The sequence below is a fragment of the Pedobacter glucosidilyticus DSM 23534 genome, assembly GCF_000425145.1.
GTDB classification, from domain to species: domain Bacteria; phylum Bacteroidota; class Bacteroidia; order Sphingobacteriales; family Sphingobacteriaceae; genus Pseudopedobacter; species Pseudopedobacter glucosidilyticus.
In genome coordinates this window covers 66,910-87,194 of the sequence record NZ_AULF01000010.1, presented here as the reverse complement: position 1 = coordinate 87,194, position 20,285 = coordinate 66,910, and the positions used below count along the sequence as shown (strand labels likewise).

20 protein-coding genes are annotated in these 20,285 nt (G+C 33.8%); 12 read left to right on the top strand and 8 right to left on the bottom strand.

The window, feature by feature from the left end; all coding sequences use genetic code 11:
* Positions 1 to 10: 10 nt before the first annotated feature.
* Together H510_RS0103880 and H510_RS0103875 are read right to left on the bottom strand one after the other, a co-directional pair.
* Complete coding sequence (locus tag H510_RS0103880) at positions 11 to 511, bottom strand: hypothetical protein (protein WP_026903109.1); 501 nt, start codon at positions 509 to 511, stop codon at positions 11 to 13.
* Complete coding sequence (locus H510_RS0103875) at positions 508 to 1,887, bottom strand: dicarboxylate/amino acid:cation symporter (protein ID WP_026903108.1); 1,380 nt, start codon at positions 1,885 to 1,887, stop codon at positions 508 to 510. Before H510_RS0103875 ends, H510_RS0103880 begins: the two co-directional genes overlap by 4 nt.
* 64 nt (positions 1,888 to 1,951) lie before the next feature.
* Here H510_RS0103875 and H510_RS18185 point away from each other — a divergent pair, with 64 nt between their 5' ends.
* The 9 genes from H510_RS18185 (at position 1,952) to H510_RS0103830 (ending at position 7,499) form a co-directional block, all read left to right on the top strand.
* Positions 1,952 to 2,470: a hypothetical protein gene (locus H510_RS18185; protein ID WP_051291035.1), complete on the top strand. Its 519-nt coding sequence runs from the start codon at positions 1,952 to 1,954 to the stop codon at positions 2,468 to 2,470.
* A 73-nt stretch (positions 2,471 to 2,543) separates the two neighbouring features.
* Positions 2,544 to 3,029, top strand: a complete 486-nt coding sequence (locus H510_RS0103865; RefSeq protein WP_026903107.1) for a DUF4442 domain-containing protein — start codon at positions 2,544 to 2,546, stop codon at positions 3,027 to 3,029.
* The gene (locus tag H510_RS0103860) at positions 3,030 to 3,494 is read left to right on the top strand and encodes a GNAT family N-acetyltransferase (protein WP_155977811.1); all 465 of its coding nucleotides are present in this window, start codon (positions 3,030 to 3,032) and stop codon (positions 3,492 to 3,494) included.
* Between the two features lies 1 nt (position 3,495).
* The gene (locus H510_RS0103855; protein ID WP_036691781.1) at positions 3,496 to 4,131 is read left to right on the top strand and encodes an RNA-binding domain-containing protein; all 636 of its coding nucleotides are present in this window, start codon (positions 3,496 to 3,498) and stop codon (positions 4,129 to 4,131) included.
* Between the two features lie 13 nt (positions 4,132 to 4,144).
* On the top strand, positions 4,145 to 5,494 hold the full coding sequence (locus tag H510_RS0103850; RefSeq protein WP_026903104.1) for an MATE family efflux transporter: 1,350 nt from the start codon (positions 4,145 to 4,147) through the stop codon (positions 5,492 to 5,494).
* Between the two features lies 1 nt (position 5,495).
* Positions 5,496 to 5,873: a hypothetical protein gene (locus H510_RS0103845; protein WP_026903103.1), complete on the top strand. Its 378-nt coding sequence runs from the start codon at positions 5,496 to 5,498 to the stop codon at positions 5,871 to 5,873.
* A 2-nt stretch (positions 5,874 to 5,875) separates the two neighbouring features.
* Entirely contained in the window at positions 5,876 to 6,166 is a 291-nt protein-coding gene (locus H510_RS0103840; protein ID WP_026903102.1) for a DUF3817 domain-containing protein, read from the top strand.
* A gap of 78 nt (positions 6,167 to 6,244) precedes the next feature.
* A complete protein-coding gene (locus H510_RS0103835; RefSeq protein WP_026903101.1) occupies positions 6,245 to 7,033 on the top strand; it encodes a DUF3050 domain-containing protein in 789 nt (262 codons plus the stop codon).
* 10 nt (positions 7,034 to 7,043) lie between these two features.
* Positions 7,044 to 7,499 (top strand): hypothetical protein, encoded by a 456-nt coding sequence (locus tag H510_RS0103830; protein WP_026903100.1) that lies wholly within the window; start codon positions 7,044 to 7,046, stop codon positions 7,497 to 7,499.
* Position 7,500: 1 nt separating this feature from the next.
* Here the strand turns inward: H510_RS0103830 and H510_RS0103825 are convergent, their stop codons facing one another.
* The gene (locus tag H510_RS0103825; protein WP_026903099.1) at positions 7,501 to 8,064 is read right to left on the bottom strand and encodes a hypothetical protein; all 564 of its coding nucleotides are present in this window, start codon (positions 8,062 to 8,064) and stop codon (positions 7,501 to 7,503) included.
* Between the two features lie 69 nt (positions 8,065 to 8,133).
* Between H510_RS0103825 and H510_RS0103820 the strand changes: the two genes are divergently transcribed.
* From H510_RS0103820 to H510_RS0103805, 3 genes are all read left to right on the top strand, one after another.
* On the top strand, positions 8,134 to 9,756 hold the full coding sequence (locus H510_RS0103820) for an ABC-F family ATP-binding cassette domain-containing protein (protein WP_026903098.1): 1,623 nt from the start codon (positions 8,134 to 8,136) through the stop codon (positions 9,754 to 9,756).
* Positions 9,757 to 9,847: 91 nt separating this feature from the next.
* Positions 9,848 to 10,837, top strand: a complete 990-nt coding sequence (yiaK, locus tag H510_RS0103815; protein WP_026903097.1) for a 3-dehydro-L-gulonate 2-dehydrogenase — start codon at positions 9,848 to 9,850, stop codon at positions 10,835 to 10,837.
* Positions 10,838 to 11,182: 345 nt separating this feature from the next.
* Positions 11,183 to 13,021: a UbiD family decarboxylase gene (locus tag H510_RS0103805; protein WP_026903096.1), complete on the top strand. Its 1,839-nt coding sequence runs from the start codon at positions 11,183 to 11,185 to the stop codon at positions 13,019 to 13,021.
* Positions 13,022 to 13,081: 60 nt separating this feature from the next.
* On the opposite strand, the gene H510_RS0103800 is transcribed toward H510_RS0103805, so the two are convergent.
* The 5 genes from H510_RS0103800 to H510_RS0103780 form a co-directional block, all read right to left on the bottom strand.
* Entirely contained in the window at positions 13,082 to 13,735 is a 654-nt protein-coding gene (locus tag H510_RS0103800; protein ID WP_026903095.1) for a carbohydrate-binding family 9-like protein, read from the bottom strand.
* 7 nt (positions 13,736 to 13,742) lie between these two features.
* Positions 13,743 to 16,112 carry a hypothetical protein gene (locus H510_RS19475; RefSeq protein WP_026903094.1) on the bottom strand — a complete coding sequence of 790 codons (2,370 nt, stop codon included), beginning with the start codon at positions 16,110 to 16,112 and terminating at the stop codon, positions 13,743 to 13,745.
* A 27-nt stretch (positions 16,113 to 16,139) separates the two neighbouring features.
* Positions 16,140 to 17,423: a putative oxidoreductase C-terminal domain-containing protein gene (locus H510_RS0103790; RefSeq protein WP_245584785.1), complete on the bottom strand. Its 1,284-nt coding sequence runs from the start codon at positions 17,421 to 17,423 to the stop codon at positions 16,140 to 16,142.
* A 144-nt stretch (positions 17,424 to 17,567) separates the two neighbouring features.
* Entirely contained in the window at positions 17,568 to 18,923 is a 1,356-nt protein-coding gene (locus H510_RS0103785; RefSeq protein WP_342662614.1) for a sugar MFS transporter, read from the bottom strand.
* Complete coding sequence (locus tag H510_RS0103780) at positions 18,923 to 20,278, bottom strand: Gfo/Idh/MocA family protein (RefSeq protein ID WP_026903091.1); 1,356 nt, start codon at positions 20,276 to 20,278, stop codon at positions 18,923 to 18,925. The genes H510_RS0103785 and H510_RS0103780 overlap by 1 nt, the downstream gene beginning before the upstream one ends.
* Positions 20,279 to 20,285: the final 7 nt, after the last annotated feature.

The window sequence follows — 20,285 nt, the reverse complement described above, 5'->3', positions numbered from 1 at the left end:
ATTTTTCCTGTTATTTTGCCTTACTTTCTCGGTCTTGAGCATCCAAAATAGCTTGATCTACAGTTTTAACCAATTGTAAAGCAGCATCTCTTAATTTTGTATTCTCATTATACTCAGCATCAATCTCCATAAACTTTTTCTTACGCTGGTATTCATACTCCAAATAATAACGAGGCGCTTTACCAGTTTTATCGCCTATCATTTGCTCTGGCCAATCCCAAAAACCTAGTTCAGCAGCTTTTCTGTGTAAGAAAAGTAAATCATCTTTATTTAAACGAACCTTCGTTTTTATTAATGAATCGTTTACATCAACATATTGAAAATCTTGAGTTTTAGAGTTAAAAGTCTTTTCGTAATTTCCTCCTAAACCTGCTTTTAAAGTGATAGAAGTAAACTCTGAATATTTATAAGGCGCATTACTAATCATTTTACTGTAGTAAAAAACACAGTATAAAAGAAAGGGTACTACAATACTTAATGCTAAGAATATTTTTTTTGATTTGTTACTCATATCGTGGTTATATCTTCGTTATTTGCATTTTCATCAAACTCGCCTTCCCATTTCGCTATCACTACGGTAGCTAAGCAGTTTCCTATCACGTTAACCGATGTACGGGCCATATCCATCAGTTCATCTATACCTAAAATGATAAATATTGGCCAAACAGGCATCCCAAAAGAAGCTGCTGTACCTAATAATATCACCAAAGAAGCTCTCGGTACACCCGCAACACCTTTACTGGTTAGCATTAAAGTAAAAACGATGACCAGCTGCTGTCCAAAACTAAACTCCATCCCGGCGGCTTGCGCCACAAATATAGCTGCTAAAGATAAATAAAGCGTAGTTCCATCCAGATTAAAACTATAACCCGTAGGCATTACAAAAGCAACAATTTTACGTGGAACACCAATACGCTCCATAGCTTCCATGGCTCTTGGTAAGGCTGCTTCCGAACTTGTGGTAGCAAATGCAATAGAAACAGGCTCGGCAATAGCTTTTAAAAACTTTTTAATAGGAACACCTACTATAAGCGCTATTGGGAATAAAACGCCCAATAGAAACACAATTAAAGCAACGTACAAAGTAGCTAGTAATTGGAATAAATTCACCAAAATACCTAAGCCCATGTGACCAACGGTATAAGCTATGGCTGCACCAACCCCTATTGGAGCGAAATACATTACTAAATTGGTGAATTTAAACATCACTTCCGATAAGCTTTCTGTAAACTTTAACATCGGTTGACGTTTATCTTCCCTTACCATAGCTAAGGCAATACCAAACAGAATACTAAATACTACAATTTGCAATACCTGACCTTCTGCTACAGATTTCGCAACGTTTTCTGGGAAAATATGCAAGATAATATCTGAGGTGGTTTGAGCTTCTACTTTAGGGAGCTCTTCTGCAACACCTGGAGGATTCCCAATGCCCACACCTGCTTTGGAAATATTGATAGCTGCTAAACCTAAAAATAGCGCAATGGTGGTAACAACCTCAAAATAAACCAAAGATTTCCAGCCCATCCTACCCACCTGTTTTAAATCTGAGTGACCAGCAATACCGAAAACTAGTGTGGCAAATAATAAAGGTGCTACAATGGTTTTAATCATTTTCAAGAACACCTTACTTAAAACCTGTAATTCCATCCCGATATGAGGAAAATCATTTCCAATCTCGGCCCCAACTACCATAGATATTAATATCCATGATGTTAAAGATTTTTTCCTCAAACCATATAAAAACAAACCTACAATAGCTAACCATCTAAAGCCAATAAGAACCTGGCTGTCTATAGCTGCTATTTGATAATGATTTAGTAAGGTGAGAAGTGCCGCTACAAAAATACTGATGAGCGTAAATAAAGTACTTGCTTTAAATTTCATGCATTGCTTGTTGGGAATTCAACAAAAGTAACTATTTTGGCTTACAGCACAAAAGCATATCCTGATGGAAGCCCCAAAATTAAATCTGATACGAAAAGAGCTACAAGAATTACCTAAAGAGGTTTTAGCAGAATATTGTTTGAGATTAGCAAAATACAAGACAGAGAATAAAGAATTATTAAACTTTCTACTCTTTTTTGGAGAGCGAGCAGATGATTATGTTGAGGATGTAAAAAAGTTGTTAGACGAAGATTTCAAGAAACTCCCCTATTCTGATTATACCTGTACTAAGGTTTTAAGAAAAACCATCAGAATCATGAATAAGCATATTAAATTTATAGGTGTTAAAGTTTTCGAGCTTGACATTAGCATACATTTTTGTCGACTATTTTTAAATACTGGGATATGCCATACTAGCCATAAACCGCTTATTGGTTTATTATACAGACAATTGAAAAGAATTTATAAGCTTATTCCTAAGCTAGATGAAGATTTGCAGTTTGATTATCAACAAGAGTTTGACGCTTTAATTGCAGAAGTTAAAACTCAGCGTAAATACTTTAGCATGCAAGACATCCAATAAGGCTTTGTAAAATTTAGCTCATAAAGCGGGCTAAATTTTAGGGTACTATTTATATTGTAGATATTTATGCTTCATGAAAGTATCTCCAAAAACTTTAAAGTGGGCACTCAGATTTTACCCACCCTTATTCTTTCAAAGGATTTGGGTACAAAAGTTTAGTAGCGATTTTAAATCGGTAGAGGTAAAAATCTTCAAAAGCATTTTTAACACCAACTACAATAAAACCATTTTTGGAGGAACTATTTTTAGCGCATCAGACCCTTTTTACGCTTTACTTTTCGATCATATTTTCAGAAAAAAAGGCTATAAAACCAGGGTATGGCTTAAAAGTGCGCATATACAATATTTAAAACCCGGAAATACCGATTTGTATTTTAAGATTTCTATTTCTGATGAAGATATTGAAGAAGCAGAACATCAGCTTAAAACAGTTGGTAAATTTGTAAAAGCATTACCTATATCTATTACCAATAAAAAAGGAGAAGTTTGTGCGGTAGTAAGTAATGAGGTTTACGTTAGAAATTTATATCAGGGAGAACATCACACAATAGCTTATTAAATGGGGATTATAAAAACGTTTATGAATGATGATGCTTTCTTAAAAAAAGGTTTCAACATTTCTACAGATAAATCTTTGTTAGATTTTGAGGTGATATATAATTTCCTGAGCCAAGAATCTTATTGGGCAAAAGGCATCAGCAAAGAACGTTTAGCAAAAGCGATACAGCATTCTATCTGTTACGGACTTTATCATGAGCAAAAACAAATAGGTTTTGCTCGTTTAATTACCGATGAAAGTACCTTTGCTTATGTAGCCGATGTATTTGTGTTACCGGCTTATAGAAAGCAAGGTTTATCCAAATGGCTGGTACAAACTATTATAAATCATGATGATTTTAAAGGAATAAAACGCTGGCTTTTGGCAACCTTAGATGCGCATGGTTTATATCAACAATTTGGTTTTGAACCTTTAAAATCAGCAGATAGATTTTTAGAGATTTTAACTCCTTATCAAAACAATTAATATGCTGAGGCCCTACCATATTAAGCAACTAATTTTTGAAGGCGAAGGTGTAGCGTTGGATTTTAAAAGAACCATTACCTCTTGCGAGAAAATTGCCAAAACCATGGTTTCTTTTGCTAATAACAAGGGTGGAAAATTATTAATTGGCGTGGCCGATGATGGAACAATTAAAGGTGTAAAAGCAGAAGATGAAGAAAAGTACATGATTGAGAAAGCCTGTACTTTTTATGCAAAACCTATGCTAGAGCCCATTTTTGAAGAGGTTTATGTTGATGATAAATTGGTACTGGTAGTTTCAATATCCTCAAGCGATACCAAGCCACATTATGCACTTGGCGAAGACCAAAAATGGTGGGTTTATATTAGGGTTAAAGATAAAAGCGTATTAGCGAGTAAAATTGTTGTAGACGTTTTACGTAAACAACAAGATGAAGAAGGTGTTATGATTACTTACTCTTCTAAAGAAAAAGCTCTTTTAGAGTATTTAGAAGAAAACGAGCGTATCACCCTGAAAGAATATGCCCAAATGCTCAATATCTCTAGAAGAAGAGCATCAAGAATTATGGTAAATCTTATTCTATCAGGCGTTATTAGGGTGCATACCACAGAAAAAGAAGAATTTTATACAGCCTCTTAAAGGGGTTTACATCATGAAAAGAATTTATTATAAATATAAACCACATTATAAAGAGAATTTAACGCTGGCTATTCCGGTAGTAATTTCTCAATTAGGACATACATTAGTACACACGGCAGATAGTATTATTGTTGGCCAATTTGCTGGCACTATACCCCTAGCTGCCGTTTCATTGGTGAATAGCATTTTCATGATTATTATGGTATTAGGTATAGGAATTTCTTATGGCTTAACCCCTTTGGTAGCTCAAGAAAATGGCAAAAACAATTTTGAAGAATGTGGTAAACTCTTAAGCAACAGCTTAATCATCAATATATTTACAGGCATTGCTTTGTTTTGCTTCATCTACTTTGGCTCGGTATTGTTTATTGATCATTTAGACCAATCTCCAGAGGTTGTTTACCACGCCAAGCCATACCTCAATTTGTTAGGCTTATCTGTTATCCCATTAATGGTATTTCTAACTTTTAAGCAGTTTGCTGAGGGATTAGGTTTTACCAAACAAGCTATGATGATTTCTATCTGGGGAAATGTCATCAATATTATTTTAGGGATAATCTTTGTTAAAGGCTTATTTGGCATTAGCCCCATGGGCGTTAAAGGTGTGGGCTACAGTACACTTATCGATAGAAGTATTATGGCTATTGTAATGGTGATTTATGTATTTAAGTCGGTTCATTTTAGAAAATATCTTAAAAACTTCGTTTGGAATTTTATCGATAAAATAAGACTAAAAAGAATATTTAAACAAGGAGCTCCAACAGCTATGCAATACACTTTTGAGGTGAGCGCATTTGGTGGGGCCGCCATTTTAATTGGTACCATTGGCGCCGTGGAGCAAGCTGCGCACCAAGTTGCTATCAATTTAGCCGCAACAACTTACATGATGGCCAGCGGAATATCGGCAGCAGCCACTATTAAAACCGGAAATAATTTTGGTAAAAGTGATTTCCAATACCTACGCTTATCTGCCATTAGCAGTTACCACATTGTATTGGTGTTTATGAGTATTACAGCAGCCCTTTTTATGGGACTTAATAATATTTTACCAGCTTTTTATTCTAAAGATACTGCGGTAATAGAAATTGCCGCTGGTTTATTATTGATAGCTGCTATTTTCCAATTATTTGATGGCGCACAGGTAGTTGGCTTAGGTATTTTAAGAGGTATGGGCGATGTAAACTTGCCTACTCTTATTACTTTTATGGCTTATTGGGTATTTGGCTTGCCGGTTGGATACTATTTAGGTATAACACTAAATTTTGGCGTAAGTGGCATTTGGATAGGTCTTACTTTAGGCTTATTAGTAGCCAGTATTCTCCTCTTTTTACGTTTTCAAAAGCTTTCTAAAAAATTAATTTAAGATGACCCGAGACGAATTTCTGTTACATAACAGACCTGCAATTGTTATTGAAAACCCAGAAAGCATAACAGAAGATTTAAGCAAGTTTCAAAACTTTACTTTAAGATCCGTTTTAAAACTTCAGAATGAAGTTTTAGTTCGTATTTGTACAGATTTCTTACAAAAAAACTATAAAAATTTCTCTCAGCAGAAAAGCTTAGATAAGGTTAAACTTTTACAGCAGGCTTTAAAATCAAACATCCAACTAAAAACGCTGTTATTTGGCATAATTGCCGGTTTTTTAACTTCTGAGGAATTAGATTTTTATTTACAAAACGCATCAGAAATTAATAAAAGATTAAGTGCCTTCATTTTCAAAAGAGTTTCAGAACAATTATAATTATGCAATTTAAAACGCCTCTCCAACAATTTAGATCTATAGCCATTTTAGAAGGATGGTCTTATATCTTACTAGGTTTCACCATGATTTTAAAATATCAGTTTGCTATGCCACAACCCAATTATGTGGTAGGTATGGCACACGGACTTCTTTTTGTGCTTTATGTATTCTTGTTGCTAAGAGTTAGCTATGTTTTAAAATGGAAATTTTGGCAAATGACTTTAGCATTTCTGGTTTCATTAATACCTTTCGGAACTTTTTATGCAGATAGCAAATGGTTTTCTAAATGGTAAAATTTAAATAATCTCAAAACCAATACCCTCATACCCTCGTTTTTAAACTAATGATTAAAGAATATTAAACATTAGAACATGCAATATCAAATTCAAAAAATTCAAGAAGAAATAGAGCCTTTAAGACAAGAAATCATCAATCATAAAGTTTATCATCTTATTAAAGATTTAGATGATTTAAAGCTTTTTATGAAACATCATGTTTATGCTGTATGGGATTTTATGTCGCTCTTAAAAACCCTGCAAAACAGTCTTACCTGTGTAAACACGCCTTGGTTTCCGGTTGGTGATGCTGATACACGTTTTCTTATTAATGAAATTGTGGTTGGCGAAGAATCGGATGTAGATATGCATGGTGTACGTAAAAGTCATTTTGAAATTTACTTAGATGCTATGCAACAATGTGGTGCCGATGTAAGTGAAATTAATACTTTTATTGATGCCCTAAAAAGCAGCAAAGATTTAAATCAAGCTTTTGATATTGCACATACTCCGGAAGCAGCCAAAGCTTTCGTAAACTTCACTTTTGAAACTATTGCCAGCCAAAAAAGTCATTTACAGTCGGCAATTTTTACGTTTGGCAGAGAAGATTTAATTCCGGGTATGTTTATGTCTATCATTAACGATATCAATAAAGAATTTCCGGATAACATCTCTATTTTCAAGTATTATTTAGAAAGGCATATAGAAGTTGATGGCGATCATCACAGTCATTTAGCCTTACAAATGACAGCCAATTTATGTAGCGATGATGAGCAATATTGGGAAGAAGCTAAAACGGCAACCATAGCATCATTACAAAAACGCATACAACTTTGGGATGGTGTTTACCATGAACTTTTGGCTAAAAAACAAGTGATGGCATAAACCAAAACAGATGACACCATTATTTAAGAAGTTAAATTTCAAAGATCAGAAAGCTATTTACATCATTAATGCTCCAAAAAGCCTTGATGATGAATTAGAAGTTATGAAGCAATTTACAACAATTCATAAAGCTTTGGATGATAAAGAAATTAATTTCATTATGGTATTTGCAACCAAGCAAGAAGAAATAGACAATAGCATCTCCGTCATTTATCCAAAACTTGAGGGAGATGCTATTTTATGGTACTGCTATCCAAAAGGAACATCAAAAAAGTACACTTGTGAATTTAACAGGGATAACGGTTGGAAAGCCATAGGAAAATATAATTTAGAACCTGTGAGGCAAATAGCTATTGATGAAGATTGGAGCGCTTTACGTTTTAGAAAAACTGATTATATTAAAAAACTTACTCGAAGCAATAGCTTTGCATTATCAGCAGAAGGCAAACGCAGAACTGCTAGATAAATTAACGCTTTTGCTCTTTCCTCTTTATTTTATACAATACTCTTTTTGCTCTGGAGATTAAAGCTGGAGAAGAAGAAGTTAAAAAATCCTGTAAAACAACTTTAAGTTCTTCTAAAGTCCAATCTTGCTCATCAGAAAGTGCATAAATGATATCTAAGCAATTACATTTCACGGCAACTGGTACTTTAGGATTTATCAACCAATCAAAAGATGGTTCTAATAAGATACTTAAATCTTGAGTTGTTAATTGATAAAAATCTTTCCACTTGCGATGCACCAATCGCATTCCAATTTTAGAAAAGTGTCTTTGTACGCTAGGGTTATCCGTAGTTTTATAAAGTTTTAGAAAATGATGAACTAATGGTTTAAAAACAGCAGGAGCTTCAATTTCTGCATATTCTAAAAGCCAAGCCGCTCTAAAAGCAATTTGTTTATCTTGCTGAAAGCAAAGCTGTAAAACATCATCCATACTGATAGAACTACTTTCTACCTGTTTTGCTAAATCAATAGTTTTTTGTTTATGGTAATGATGCTTTAAAAAGTTGGTTAATTGTTCTTTATCCATCAATTAATATAAAAGCCAGCCTTATTTATCACAGATAAACCTTACCTTTGCGCAAAATAAGGATTTTACATGATTACTGTTTCTAATTTATCATTACGTTTTGGAAAACGCACACTTTTTGAAGATGTTAACCTCAAATTCACACATGGCAACTGCTATGGTGTAATTGGCGCTAACGGAGCTGGAAAGTCGACCTTTATGAAAATACTTGCTGGCGAAGTAGATCCAACCAGTGGTTCTGTAAGTTTCACTCCGGGCGAACGTATGGCTGTTTTAAACCAAAATCATTATGCTTTTGATGATTTTTCGGTAATAGAAACCGTACTGCAAGGACATAAAGAGCTGTACGATATCATGAAAGAAAAAGATGCCATTTATATGAAAGAAGATTTTTCTGATGCCGATGGTGTAAGAGCCGGAGAATTAGAAAACCTTTTTGCAGAAATGAATGGTTGGAATGCAGAGAATGATGCTGCTACCCTATTGAGCAATTTAGGTATCACAGAAGATAAACACTATAAATTATTAAAAGAATTAGACGGTAACGAGAAAGTAAGGGTTTTACTCGCCCAAGCTTTATTTGGCAACCCTGATATTTTGATTCTGGATGAGCCTACCAACGATTTGGATATTGACACTATTGCTTGGCTAGAAGATTTTTTAGCTGATTATCAGAATATTGTATTAGTTGTTTCTCACGATAGACACTTCTTAGATACGGTTTGTACACACATTGTGGATATAGATTTTGGTAAAATGAATATTTTTACCGGAAACTATTCTTTTTGGTATGAATCTTCGCAATTAGCTTTAAAACAACGTTCAGACCAGAACAAGAAAATGGAAGATAAGGTGAAGGAGTTACAAGAATTTATCAGACGTTTCTCTGCCAATGCTTCAAAATCTAAACAAGCTACCAGCCGTAAAAAAGCTTTAGAAAAAATCAATATTGATGAAATTAAACCATCAAGCAGAAAGTATCCTGGCATAATGTTTAACCAGATGCAAAGAGAGCTTGGCGACCAAGTTTTACAAGTAGAAAATCTTACTAAAGTTGTTAATGGCGAAGTTTTATTTAAAGATGTTAGCTTCTCTGTAAACAAAGGAGACAAGATTGCTATTCTTTCTCAAAATTCTTTGGCTACCAATGCTTTTTATGATATTATTTCTGGTAACGATAAAGACTTTAAAGGCGAATTTAAATGGGGTGTTACCGTAGTTCCTGCTTATTTACCTAATGATAACCACGGATTTTTTGATGGTAAAACAGAAAATCTTATCGATTGGTTAAGAGAGTATTCTTTAGCTGATAAAGACGAAACTTTTGTACGAGGTTTCTTAGGTAGAATGTTATTTTCTGGTGAGGAAGTTTTAAAGAAATGTAGCGTATTATCTGGAGGAGAAAAAATGCGTTGTATGTTTTCTAAAATGATGTTAGAAGGTGCCAATGTGTTGATGATGGACGAACCAACTAACCACTTAGACTTAGAATCTATCACCGCATTAAACAACGGTATGGTTGATTTCAAAGGTGTTATCTTATTTACCTCTCGAGATCATGAATTAACCCAAACCGTAGCTAACAGAATTGTTGAGATTACGCCAAAAGGTAGTCTTGATAAATTGATGAGCTACGATGAATACATCAGCAATGAAACTATAAAAGAACAAAAAGAAGCACTTTATAAATAGGCTTTAATTTTGATATTGATAAACCCGATTGCTAGAAATAACAATCGGGTTTTTGTTTTTTTAAAGGATATTAAAGTATTAATTTTAAAACATGAAAAGAGTAAGCTATCAAGAACTTTATCAGGAATTTGTTAGGGTGTTAAAAAAACTTGGTTTTAAAGATGAAAAAGCCCAAGCTTGTGCCCAAATTTTCACCAATAATAGTTTAGATGGCGTTTATTCTCATGGTTTAAACAGGTTTGAAGTTTTTGCAGACTACGTAAAACAAGGTTTGGTAAATGTTGATGCAGAGCCTACTCAAATAGCCAAACACGGTTTATTAGAACAATGGGATGGCAATTTTGGACCAGGTATGCTAAACGCTAGTTTTTGTATGCAAAGAGCAATTGATGTTGCAAAAGAAAACGGTATAGCTTGTATAGCATTAAAAAACACCAACCACTGGATGCGTGGCGGCACTTATGGCTGGCAAGCAGCAGAAGCAGGTTGTATCAGCATCAGTTTTACCAATACCATTGCTATTATGCCTCCTTGGGGCGCAAAAAAACCTACTATTGGTAACAATCCGCTTATTATTGCAGTACCGCATCCAAACGGACATCTAGTTCTAGACATGGCGATGTCGCAGTTTTCTTATGGAAAACTTCAGGAATACAAACTTAAAGAACAAGAGTTACCCTATTTTGGCGGTTATGATGCTGATGGCGAGTTGACTAAAAATCCATCAGCTATATATAAAACCAGAAGAACTTTACCTGTTGGTATGTGGAAAGGCTCTGGATTAAGTATCATGCTAGATTTGCTGGTTAGCATTTTAAGCGGAGGCTCTTCTACTGCTAAAATTACCCAAAGCGAGAAAGAAACAGGTATTTCACAAGTTTATATGTGTATAGATACCAAGCTATTTCCAAACAGCCAAAATATTATTGATGAAATAGTAGCTTATACCAAATCCGCAGAAACTATTGAAGGACAAGAAATTTACTATCCCGGAGAAAGAACCCTCCACATCAGAAAAGAAAACACCGAAAAGGGTATTCCTGTTGATGAACAAATGTGGAATAAATTATTGAACATTTAATTTAAGAATAAAATCATAAAAAACATTTTTATTCAAAAGAGCCAATTGATAATGCTGTAGCTATTAAAAAATAAAGGTCGTTTAAAAAACGACCTTTATTAGTAGCGGGAGCCACTCTTATTAAACCAATTTTAAATTACGCAAAATGAGATAACATTTTTTGCATAAGGAAATCCAAAATTATAAGAATCAAAAACGGCTTGCAACCTGCTGTGTCCTGCTCCAATGATTAAATCATCATGCAATAACATTTTAAAAGGCACTCTTATCTTATAAAACTATAATTTCACCAAAAAATTAATCTTTTCCTTAAAACAAAATCCATAATCATGATATTTGCTTATCATGGGATATCATAGTTTAAGAGACTGCGTAAACGATTTAGAACGTAACGGACATTTAGTAAGGATTAAAGAAGAAATAGACCCCTATTTAGAAGCCGCAGCTATTCATCATCGTGTTTACGAACAACAAGGACCAGCATTATATTTCGAAAATATTAAAGGAAGTAAATTTCCTGCCGTATCTAACCTTTTTGGAACGCTAGAGCGCAGTAAGTTTATGTTTAGAGATACTCTTGAAAAGCTTAAAATATTAGTGGATTTAAAAGGAGACCCTATGAGAGCTTTAAAAGCACCTTTTAAATACTTGGATGTTTCTTTAACAGCACTTTCTGCCTTACCCATGAAAACCAGTAAAAATAGTCCTATCAATTATGGTAGAGCTAAAATTTCTGATATCCCTCCCATTGTAAATTGGCCAATGGATGGCGGCCCTTTTGTGACTATGCCTCAAGTATATACAGAAGACATTACCAAACCCGGTATTATGAATGCTAATTTAGGAATGTATCGTATACAATTAAGCGGAAACGAATACATCACCGATAAAGAAATTGGCTTACATTACCAACTACACCGAGGTATTGGGGTACACCAAACTAAGGCAAACGCATTAGGTAAACCTTTAAAAGTGAGTATTTTTGTTGGCGGACCACCGGCACATCCTTTAGCTGCTGTAATGCCTTTACCAGAAGGTTTATCTGAAATGACTTTTGCTGGTGCTTTGGGAAATCGTAGGTTCAGATATTTTTATGATGATGAAGGTTTTTGTATTTCTGCTGATGCAGACTTTGTGATTACTGGAACCGTTTATCCTCAAGAAAATAAACCTGAAGGACCATTTGGAGACCATTTAGGCTATTATAGCTTAACGCATCCTTTCCCTTTAATGAAAGTGCATCAGGTTTATCATAGAAAAGATGCCATCTGGAGCTTTACTGTTGTAGGAAGACCGCCACAAGAAGACACCAGTTTTGGTGCGCTTATTCATGAAATTACCGGAGCAGCTATTCCGCAAGAAGTACCTGGTTTACATGCTGTAAACGCGGTAGATGCAGCCGGCGTTCATCCTTTGCTTTTTGCTTTAGGAAGCGAGCGTTATACACCCTATTTGAAAGAGCGTAAACCTCAGGAAATACTAACTATCGCCAACCATATTTTAGGTAAAAACCAACTCAGCTTAGCTAAATATTTATTTATATGTGCTAAGGAAGATAATCCTGATTTAGATATTCATGATATTCCTGCTTTTATACAGCATGTTTTAGAAAGGATAGATTTTACCCGCGATTTACATTTTTATACCAAAACCACTATTGACACCCTTGATTATAGCGGAACAGACATTAATGCAGGATCTAAGGTAGCTATTGCCATTGCTGGGGAAGTAAAACGTAAATTATGGAATGAAATTCCGGCAAATTTTAGCATCCCAAATCTATACTCGGGATTTAAGATGGTAATGCCAGGTGTAGTAGCCATACAAGCACCAACTTTTACGGCTTATAATAAAGCTGAGGAAGAAACTCAAATTTTAAACGACTACTTAAAAACACAGGACCTCAATGGTTTAGGACTTATAATTTTATGTGATGATGCTGAGTTTACTGCTAAAACACCTCACAATTTTGTTTGGGTAAGTTTTACCAGAAGCAATCCGTCGCATGATATTTATGGTATCAATAGCTTTGTAGAGCATAAACATTGGGGATGTCATGGTCCTATCGTTATTGATGCCAGAATAAAACCTCATCATGCTCCTCCACTCGTTCAAAATCCTGAGGTGGAAAAGAAAATTAACAGGTTATGGGATAAAGGAGGAAGTTTATATAAAATTGGCTGATTAAGTTTTAAAGGCTCAAGTTTAGAGCTTCATAAATGTTCTTTAAACTATTTACAATTATTAATCAAAAATAAGCGTTCCAAAAAACTGTGGTTGATGAAAATCTGGCTCACTTGTTTGTATGAGTGTCCACGAAAGATAATCAGGCTCTGGTAAATCATCTCCACATTTATAAAAATTGGCTTTTGCAGATAATCCCTTTAAAGTTTTTAAATGGGAAAACATAAAAACATCAATCGGGACTAAAATCAATATCTCCCAATTAAATTCATTTAACATTTTATCATGTTGAAGTGTAATATGCGTTTTTATAGATTTTAATATTTGTTCTGATAACAATTCCCTATTAGCTCTACCAGCTCCATAACCTACTTTTACACTACCTAAACAATTAAACTCTAAGTTATAGTAATTTTTATCATCCAAAAAAGATATAAAACATTCTACACAATTATCTAAATGAACATGAGTATTCGCCTCTCTGATAGAGGCTTTAAAATATGTTTCTGAGACTTGATACTTTAATAATAATGTATCTTGTAAATGGGCAATACTAAATAATACTTTCGTTTGTGTTTGAAACTTAGACCAAGAAGAATTTATAAGCTCATAAGATGTTTTGGTTCTTAAAAGATTAGAGATATTATTTAAATCATTAGATTTTAATTCTTTTGAAATATCTGGTACCTGAATTTTATTTGAAATGTTAAACATAAAATTATCAGCTTAAATTTTCTGTTTCTAACTCGTGATGAGATTTTAACATCGCTATAAATTTAGGTGAGATACTTATAGCATTTTTTTGCAAATAGCTCAACACATCTCTTCCTATAATCGTATTTAAATGATTGAATTTTAAAGATTTATTAATTTTTATAAAACCTAATTTATCTAAATAGTACGCATCAGGTAAATTATTATACTGAGGAATATGTATACAACAATTGGTAAAACTTGTGCCATGTTCTGCATCTAAATGGTAACAATTTTCTTTAGGATCAACAATTATTGGATTAAAATTACAATCATTAAAGATGATTCTACCTTTAACATTTTTGGTATCTGCCCCTCTAAACCCAGCAATCTGGCACTGTTCAAAAATATAACTTCCTACAGCATTTAGGTGTTGTATAACAAGGTGATGGCAATCCTCAAATTTTATTATTGGATATAAGGAATAATCATCCGTATAGTTGTGGTTTTCTTCATTTAAAATAGCGAAATGAGCCTCGTTAGGATGTGTTATTTTTTCTAGAGGAATATTTATAAAATTTAATTTTGCATTCGTAAAAAGTTGCCCCTCCTGATAACTTCCTTGTTGTTGAAGTTTGTAATCTCCTGCGTTTGGGATGCTCATGATTCTGAGTCCTTTTTCACGCCCTCTCATTAAAACATTTTTAACCTCTATAAATTGCGGTAAAAAAAGCCTATCTCCATTTTTTATTTTTGAAAAATTGGGGATGTTAATAAGCCAGCAAGTTGCGTTTTTATCTGTTGAACCAGTAAAATCAATTTTTAAATCTTTAATAATTATACTGCGCCCAAATCCTACGGGATATTTATAATCAAAGTTCATAGGATTAAAATCTAATACAAAAACCTGTGACGAACCAGAAGGCAAAAACTTACAGTTTCTAAGGTAGATATCTCCATCCCATTTAGAACCAAAATCTCTCCTGAAATTAATAAACGACCTAGAACTGCAACTTGTATTTTCTATAAAAAGGTCTCCTCCACCAGTTACAGAAATCCCTCTATAACCGATGATACAATCTTTAATATATAGATTCCAACAATGAAAATGTACATCAATTCTGTTTAGTTGGCAGTTTTCTAACTTAAAATTTTTATTCAGGTTGGTACCAAAAACTCCCCAGTGCATTTTGCCACCTTCAGCAGTAATATTTCTAAAAGTTGTTTTTAAAACTCGGCCCATACTAATGCCATAAGTTCCAGCCTTTACATCATATTCATCTCCTTCTCTATCTTGTATATAGGGTATTAATCTTATGTGTTCTAAGGTTACTTCATAAGCAGTAGATATGGTGTAAAAACCACTTCTAGGGTCTAAAGCTGCATCGATACTATTTTTTTCTAAACCAACCCACTGGTTCTTGATAATCGTTCTACTTCTGGTGATGGCAAAGCCATTTTTTTTATAACCCTCGTATTTAATACCAGGACTATTTCCTGATAGCAGAAAAGTGCCTCCTTCTACAGTGAGATAGCTTTGCTCTGCCGTATAGGCCATTAGCGTTGTATAATTTTTAAATTCCCAGGCAATATCTCCAATAATTCTACCATCCTCTTCTACATAAAACAGCTCTTCTTTGGCCCAAGCTTGCCCCGTAAACCTAGCTCCTGATCTAAACCCAATCTGATCATTTTTATCACTCATTATGATTAAATGATTTTTATAAGGTTCAAATTCTGTTATATTTTGTACGCCAGGCTTTACTTTCGATAATACACTTTCTTTAGCTTCTTTAGATAAAGTTATTGGAACTGGTTTGGTAGAAGGGATAATTTCAAACCGATTAGATGATTTTGTATTGTATTCCTCGTTAATATGAAAAATTGTACTACCCCATTGTACTGGAGTTTGAATGGTAATTTTTTTTACCTCTTTAAGCCAATACTCGCCAGCAAGATTAATAACAGGTATATTTTTTTTATTAGCATATTGGTGTGCTTGTTGAATTTGTACTGCATCGTTATTTACACCATCACCAACAGCACCAAACATTTTATAATGAATTGCTTGTGGTGTTATTAAAACTGCGCTTATATTATCGTTTATACGAATCGTATATTCATCACTTAAATCATAAGTATTATTTTTTACCACAACATACTCTGCACCACCACCATCATTTAAACTATAATAGCCTAAAATTCTAACTAGATCTGTTGGTTTTAAACCTTTATCTTTTAAAAAATCAGCTTTGGTGGTATAAATTTTATCATTAAACTTTGATGGCAAATGATCTTTTGCGATGGTAGGTAAAGCAGCTAAAGATAAAGCAGCTAAGCTAAACTTTTTTAGCAAATCTCTTCTATGGTTTAGGTTTGATACTTTAGAAACATCCATAACTACTTATTTATTTAATATGATGACCTATTTTAGCGATGCTTTGCTTAAAGCTGCAGTTGTGGTATAGTATTTAGTTAACATATAAGATTTTTCCCATGATGGAAGCTTACCGTTTTTAAAATAACTGAAATATTTTTGAGCAACTGCTGAGAAGTGGGCTTCGTGACCTACATGATATTTTTCTGGAATGATAACTTCCCAACCTTTATCTCTAGGTTTTAAACTAACACCAGGATATTTTAAAGCTATTTTTTTAAAATTTTGATTTAATTTCTCTTGATACTGAGAGGTTTGATTTAATGGTTCTATATATAAAACTGGCTTATAGTTTTGCTCTTTACCTTGTTTGATTAATAAATTCGCTTTTGAACCACGCATTACAGAGTAATGCGTGTCACCTGTACCAGTAGGGGCTTCAAAATTCCATATAACACCTACTTTAACATGAACTCCTTTTAAAGTATAATTCATTTCTCCATTGGCATTTACATGTAAGATATTATTCTTGATATCTTTTTTTAAATAACCCGGAAACTCCTCTAGCTTTGTTGACTTAGTAAACTCAGCTAAACTTAAAGGAGTTGACCATCTTTGTGCGGAAAGTATTACCACATCATTTTTATAATCAAAAACCGTCTCAGGAAAAACCGACCACTGAATTAAATCTACTAAATGGGTAGTAACATCTACCAAACCTTCTCCCTCTTGTTTAACATCAAAATACCATGCGGGTCTAATTAAAGGCGCTCCAGAAACGTATTTAAAAAAATGATGTACACTTTGCTTTTCTATAGCAGGTTGTTTAAGGCTTCCTTTCTCTATAGTTCCAAAAATATCTTTGCTTTGTGCTAGTTCTTTTTGTAATAAGTTTGTAATCTCATAACGCTCTGTCATCATATCATACAATAGCAAACGTTTTTCTTCTGCTGTTTTAAAAGCATTCTCAAGTACTTCAAATCCTTTATCATCAATAGCCATAGGTTTATCGGCTAAAATATTTAATCCAGCATCTACAGCTTTATTGATGTAAGTGGTTTTTTTTTGATTATTTCCAGCAAGTATTAAAACATTACCTTTTCTTTCTTGAAGCATTTTTTCCAAATAATCATCCCCTTTATAAACGTTTTCTTTCCAAGATGTTGGATTTTCTTGACGTGAGTTATAACTATTGATGAGCTTCAGATGTGCTGCAAGTTCTGGCCCTTCGGGAGCATAAACATGAACTTCATGATTAACATCATCAAACATGCTTTTTTGAATTAAAGCAGCATGAAAATGCCCCGGATTTAGTGTTAGTAATCTAATCATATTGGGCTTACTTGATTTTTGAAGAGCACATGATGTACACACCAGTACAAGTGTAACGATAACTGAAAGTTTATAGAAATTTATATACTTCATTAAAAAGAATAATATAGAAGTTATTAATAGAAAAGTTAAAAAGTACTTTTTTTAAGATTGAGCTTTAAAGCCCCATTCTCTTAATTTAAAACCTTTTATAGCATAAAAAATAAGATATAAATAGCATGGAAATAAAACCCAGTAAGCTTGTTTCAAACTATATTCATCGGCAAAATAACCGTAAAACAGTGGTATGATAGCGTTACCACACAAACCCATAATCATAATAGAAGCACCTAGTTTGGTAAATCTGCCTAAACCATCAAGAGCTAGAGGCCAAATACCAGCCCATACTAAGGAGTTTGCAAACCCTAAAAGGACCACAAACCAAATAGAGATATCAGCATTATGTCCTAAGAAATTAATATTTCCATCTGTATATACAATAGCCAAAGTAAAAAGAGCTCCTAAAAAAGTACATATTCTTAAAGCATTAACTTGGCTAATAAACTTTGGAATAGTGATAATACCTAGTAAATAACCGCAAATGGTTAAAAATAAAGTGTAGGAAGGAAATACTTTTGCTTCCATTAATTGGATATTCATTGAACCTGCGTATCCAATAATCGTATCAATAGCGATAACCTGTGTACCTACATGTAAGAATATAGCAATTGCACCTAAAATTAAATGTGGGAACTGAAAAATACTTGTTTTATCAGAATTAGCCATAGCAACTTCTTCACTTTCCTTTTCAGTATTTATTTCGGGCAGCGGTGAATATCTTACAAATAAACCTAATGCAAGTAGTACAGTGCCTACACAAGCATAAGGCACTATTACCCTTCTAATAAGTTCATCTAAAGCGGCATTTCTTTCGGCAACATCCATAGTAGGAAGTTGCTTAAATAATTCGCCATCTGTAGCTTTAAGAATAACGGCTGCAAAAATTAAAGGTGCCAAAATACCAGCTCCTTTATTGCATATCCCCATAATACTGATGCGCTGGGCTGCTCTTTCTTTTGCTCCTAAAACGGTAATATACGGATTTGCCGCTGTTTGAAGTATAGCTAAACCAGAACCTAAAGTAAATAACCCTATTAAAAAAATCTCATAAGTTCTGGTAAAGGCTGCGGGTACAAAAATGAATGCACCAACAGCCATTGTCCAGAAACCAATCATCATTCCTCTTTTAAAACCAACCTTTTTTAAAAGAAATGATGATGGCACCGACATTACAAAATAAGATATATAAAATGCAAAGGTTACTAAATACGATTGAAAATTAGTAAGCTCACAAGCTATTTTGAAATATGGTATAAGAATAGCGTTTATCCAACTTACAAAACCGAAAATAAAGAATAGAAGTGCTATGATAACGATAGAAATAGTAGTATCACGCTTACTTAATGAGTTTACATCTACTGATGCTAATTGATTTTTCATGTTTGATTCTCGGCTTTGAATTAAATTGTAGGTTCCCAACCTGGTTCGTAAGTTCTGCTCCAATATTTCATTGCCTCAGGATTATTTAAAATTCTACCATTTTTAGGATTAATATTTAATGCAGTACCCGATCTTAATGAAATATTTCCTAATTGAACTAGTAGAGTACTTTGATGTCCGCTAATAATATCTGAGTTTAATGCGCTTCCTTCCTTAATAGCATCAAAAAAGTTTTGAAGATGGAAAGCATCTAATGCTTGAGAAGGGTTCGTAAGACTAGAAGTTTCTACTTTGTTATCGTCTTTAACTTCTTTGATAAGCTTCCCTTTTAAATCATAAACTTTATATCCGTTTGTTCCATCAATTTGTAAAGATCCTGTTTCTCCATAAAAAATAACCCCAACAGCACTTCCTTCTATTGGTGCACCATTACAACTTCTTCCTTCCCAACTGATAAAAGTATTGTTATCAAACTCCATATTAATAATTTGGGTATCTGGAGTTTCCCAGTCATCTTTATAATGATATCTTCCACCATTTGAGGTAACTTTAGTAGGGTAATCAACCCCTAAACCCCATCTAGCAAGATCTACCATGTGTGTACCATTGTTTAATGCCTCACCTGTTCCCCAATGCCAGAACCAATGCCAATTATAATGTATAAGATTATCTTTAAACGTTTTACGCGGAGCAGGACCTTGCCATAAATCATAGTTAAGCCATGCTGGTACCGGTGTTTCTTTTCCTATTCCAATAGATTTACGACTGTTAGTATACCATGTTTTAGCAAAATATGGTCTACCTATAAGCCCATTATGTAACTCCTTAATACCTGCTACAACATTTGGCCAAGATCTCCTTTGATTACCCATTTGTATAACATTTTTATACTTGTTAACAGCAGCAATCAGTAGCTCCCCCTCATTCGGGTTATGTCCACAAGGTTTCTCTAAATAAACATGTTTACCAGCTTTTGATGCTAGAATAGCTGCAGGTGCATGCCAATGATCTGGCGCTGCTACAACCAAAGCATCTAAATTTTTATCTTCAAGGGCTTTTCTAAAATCTGGCTGAGCTTTAGTTTTTTTATTTTGAGCTGCCTCTACTTTAGCAATACATTTGTTTGTTGCTCTTTCGTCAACGTCACAAACATATATAACCTCACAATTTGGCTGAGATGAAAAGTTAGTAGCTAAAGCTAAACCTCTTGCATTTACTCCCATCATGGCTACTCTTACTCTTTCATTGGCTCCTAAAATACTTGCATAACTTTTGGCACTAAAACCGGGTAATATACCTCCAAAAGTAACAGCAGCAGCACCTGTTACCGCTGTTTTTATAAAACTTCTTCTTGTATTTTCGTTATCTTGTTTCATCTTATTT

Bases quoted from the DNA above. Each gene is read 5' to 3' on its own strand.
- H510_RS0103825 (WP_026903099.1), bottom strand. From the start codon at position 8,064: ATGGATAAAGAACAATTAACCAACTTTTTAAAGCATCATTACCATAAA.
- H510_RS0103780 (WP_026903091.1), bottom strand. From the start codon at position 20,278: ATGAAACAAGATAACGAAAATACAAGAAGAAGTTTTATAAAAACAGCG.
- H510_RS0103850 (WP_026903104.1), top strand. From the start codon at position 4,145: ATGAAAAGAATTTATTATAAATATAAACCACATTATAAAGAGAATTTA.
- H510_RS0103840 (WP_026903102.1), top strand. From the start codon at position 5,876: ATGCAATTTAAAACGCCTCTCCAACAATTTAGATCTATAGCCATTTTA.
- H510_RS0103845 (WP_026903103.1), top strand. From the start codon at position 5,496: ATGACCCGAGACGAATTTCTGTTACATAACAGACCTGCAATTGTTATT.
- H510_RS0103865 (WP_026903107.1), top strand. From the start codon at position 2,544: ATGAAAGTATCTCCAAAAACTTTAAAGTGGGCACTCAGATTTTACCCA.
- H510_RS0103820 (WP_026903098.1), top strand. From the start codon at position 8,134: ATGATTACTGTTTCTAATTTATCATTACGTTTTGGAAAACGCACACTT.
- H510_RS0103880 (WP_026903109.1), bottom strand. From the start codon at position 511: ATGAGTAACAAATCAAAAAAAATATTCTTAGCATTAAGTATTGTAGTA.
- H510_RS0103800 (WP_026903095.1), bottom strand. From the start codon at position 13,735: ATGTTTAACATTTCAAATAAAATTCAGGTACCAGATATTTCAAAAGAA.
- H510_RS0103830 (WP_026903100.1), top strand. From the start codon at position 7,044: ATGACACCATTATTTAAGAAGTTAAATTTCAAAGATCAGAAAGCTATT.
- H510_RS0103855 (WP_036691781.1), top strand. From the start codon at position 3,496: ATGCTGAGGCCCTACCATATTAAGCAACTAATTTTTGAAGGCGAAGGT.
- H510_RS0103835 (WP_026903101.1), top strand. From the start codon at position 6,245: ATGCAATATCAAATTCAAAAAATTCAAGAAGAAATAGAGCCTTTAAGA.
- H510_RS0103805 (WP_026903096.1), top strand. From the start codon at position 11,183: ATGGGATATCATAGTTTAAGAGACTGCGTAAACGATTTAGAACGTAAC.
- H510_RS0103860 (WP_155977811.1), top strand. From the start codon at position 3,030: ATGGGGATTATAAAAACGTTTATGAATGATGATGCTTTCTTAAAAAAA.
- H510_RS0103790 (WP_245584785.1), bottom strand. From the start codon at position 17,423: ATGATTAGATTACTAACACTAAATCCGGGGCATTTTCATGCTGCTTTA.
- H510_RS18185 (WP_051291035.1), top strand. From the start codon at position 1,952: ATGGAAGCCCCAAAATTAAATCTGATACGAAAAGAGCTACAAGAATTA.
- H510_RS0103875 (WP_026903108.1), bottom strand. From the start codon at position 1,887: ATGAAATTTAAAGCAAGTACTTTATTTACGCTCATCAGTATTTTTGTA.
- yiaK (WP_026903097.1), top strand. From the start codon at position 9,848: ATGAAAAGAGTAAGCTATCAAGAACTTTATCAGGAATTTGTTAGGGTG.
- H510_RS19475 (WP_026903094.1), bottom strand. From the start codon at position 16,112: ATGGATGTTTCTAAAGTATCAAACCTAAACCATAGAAGAGATTTGCTA.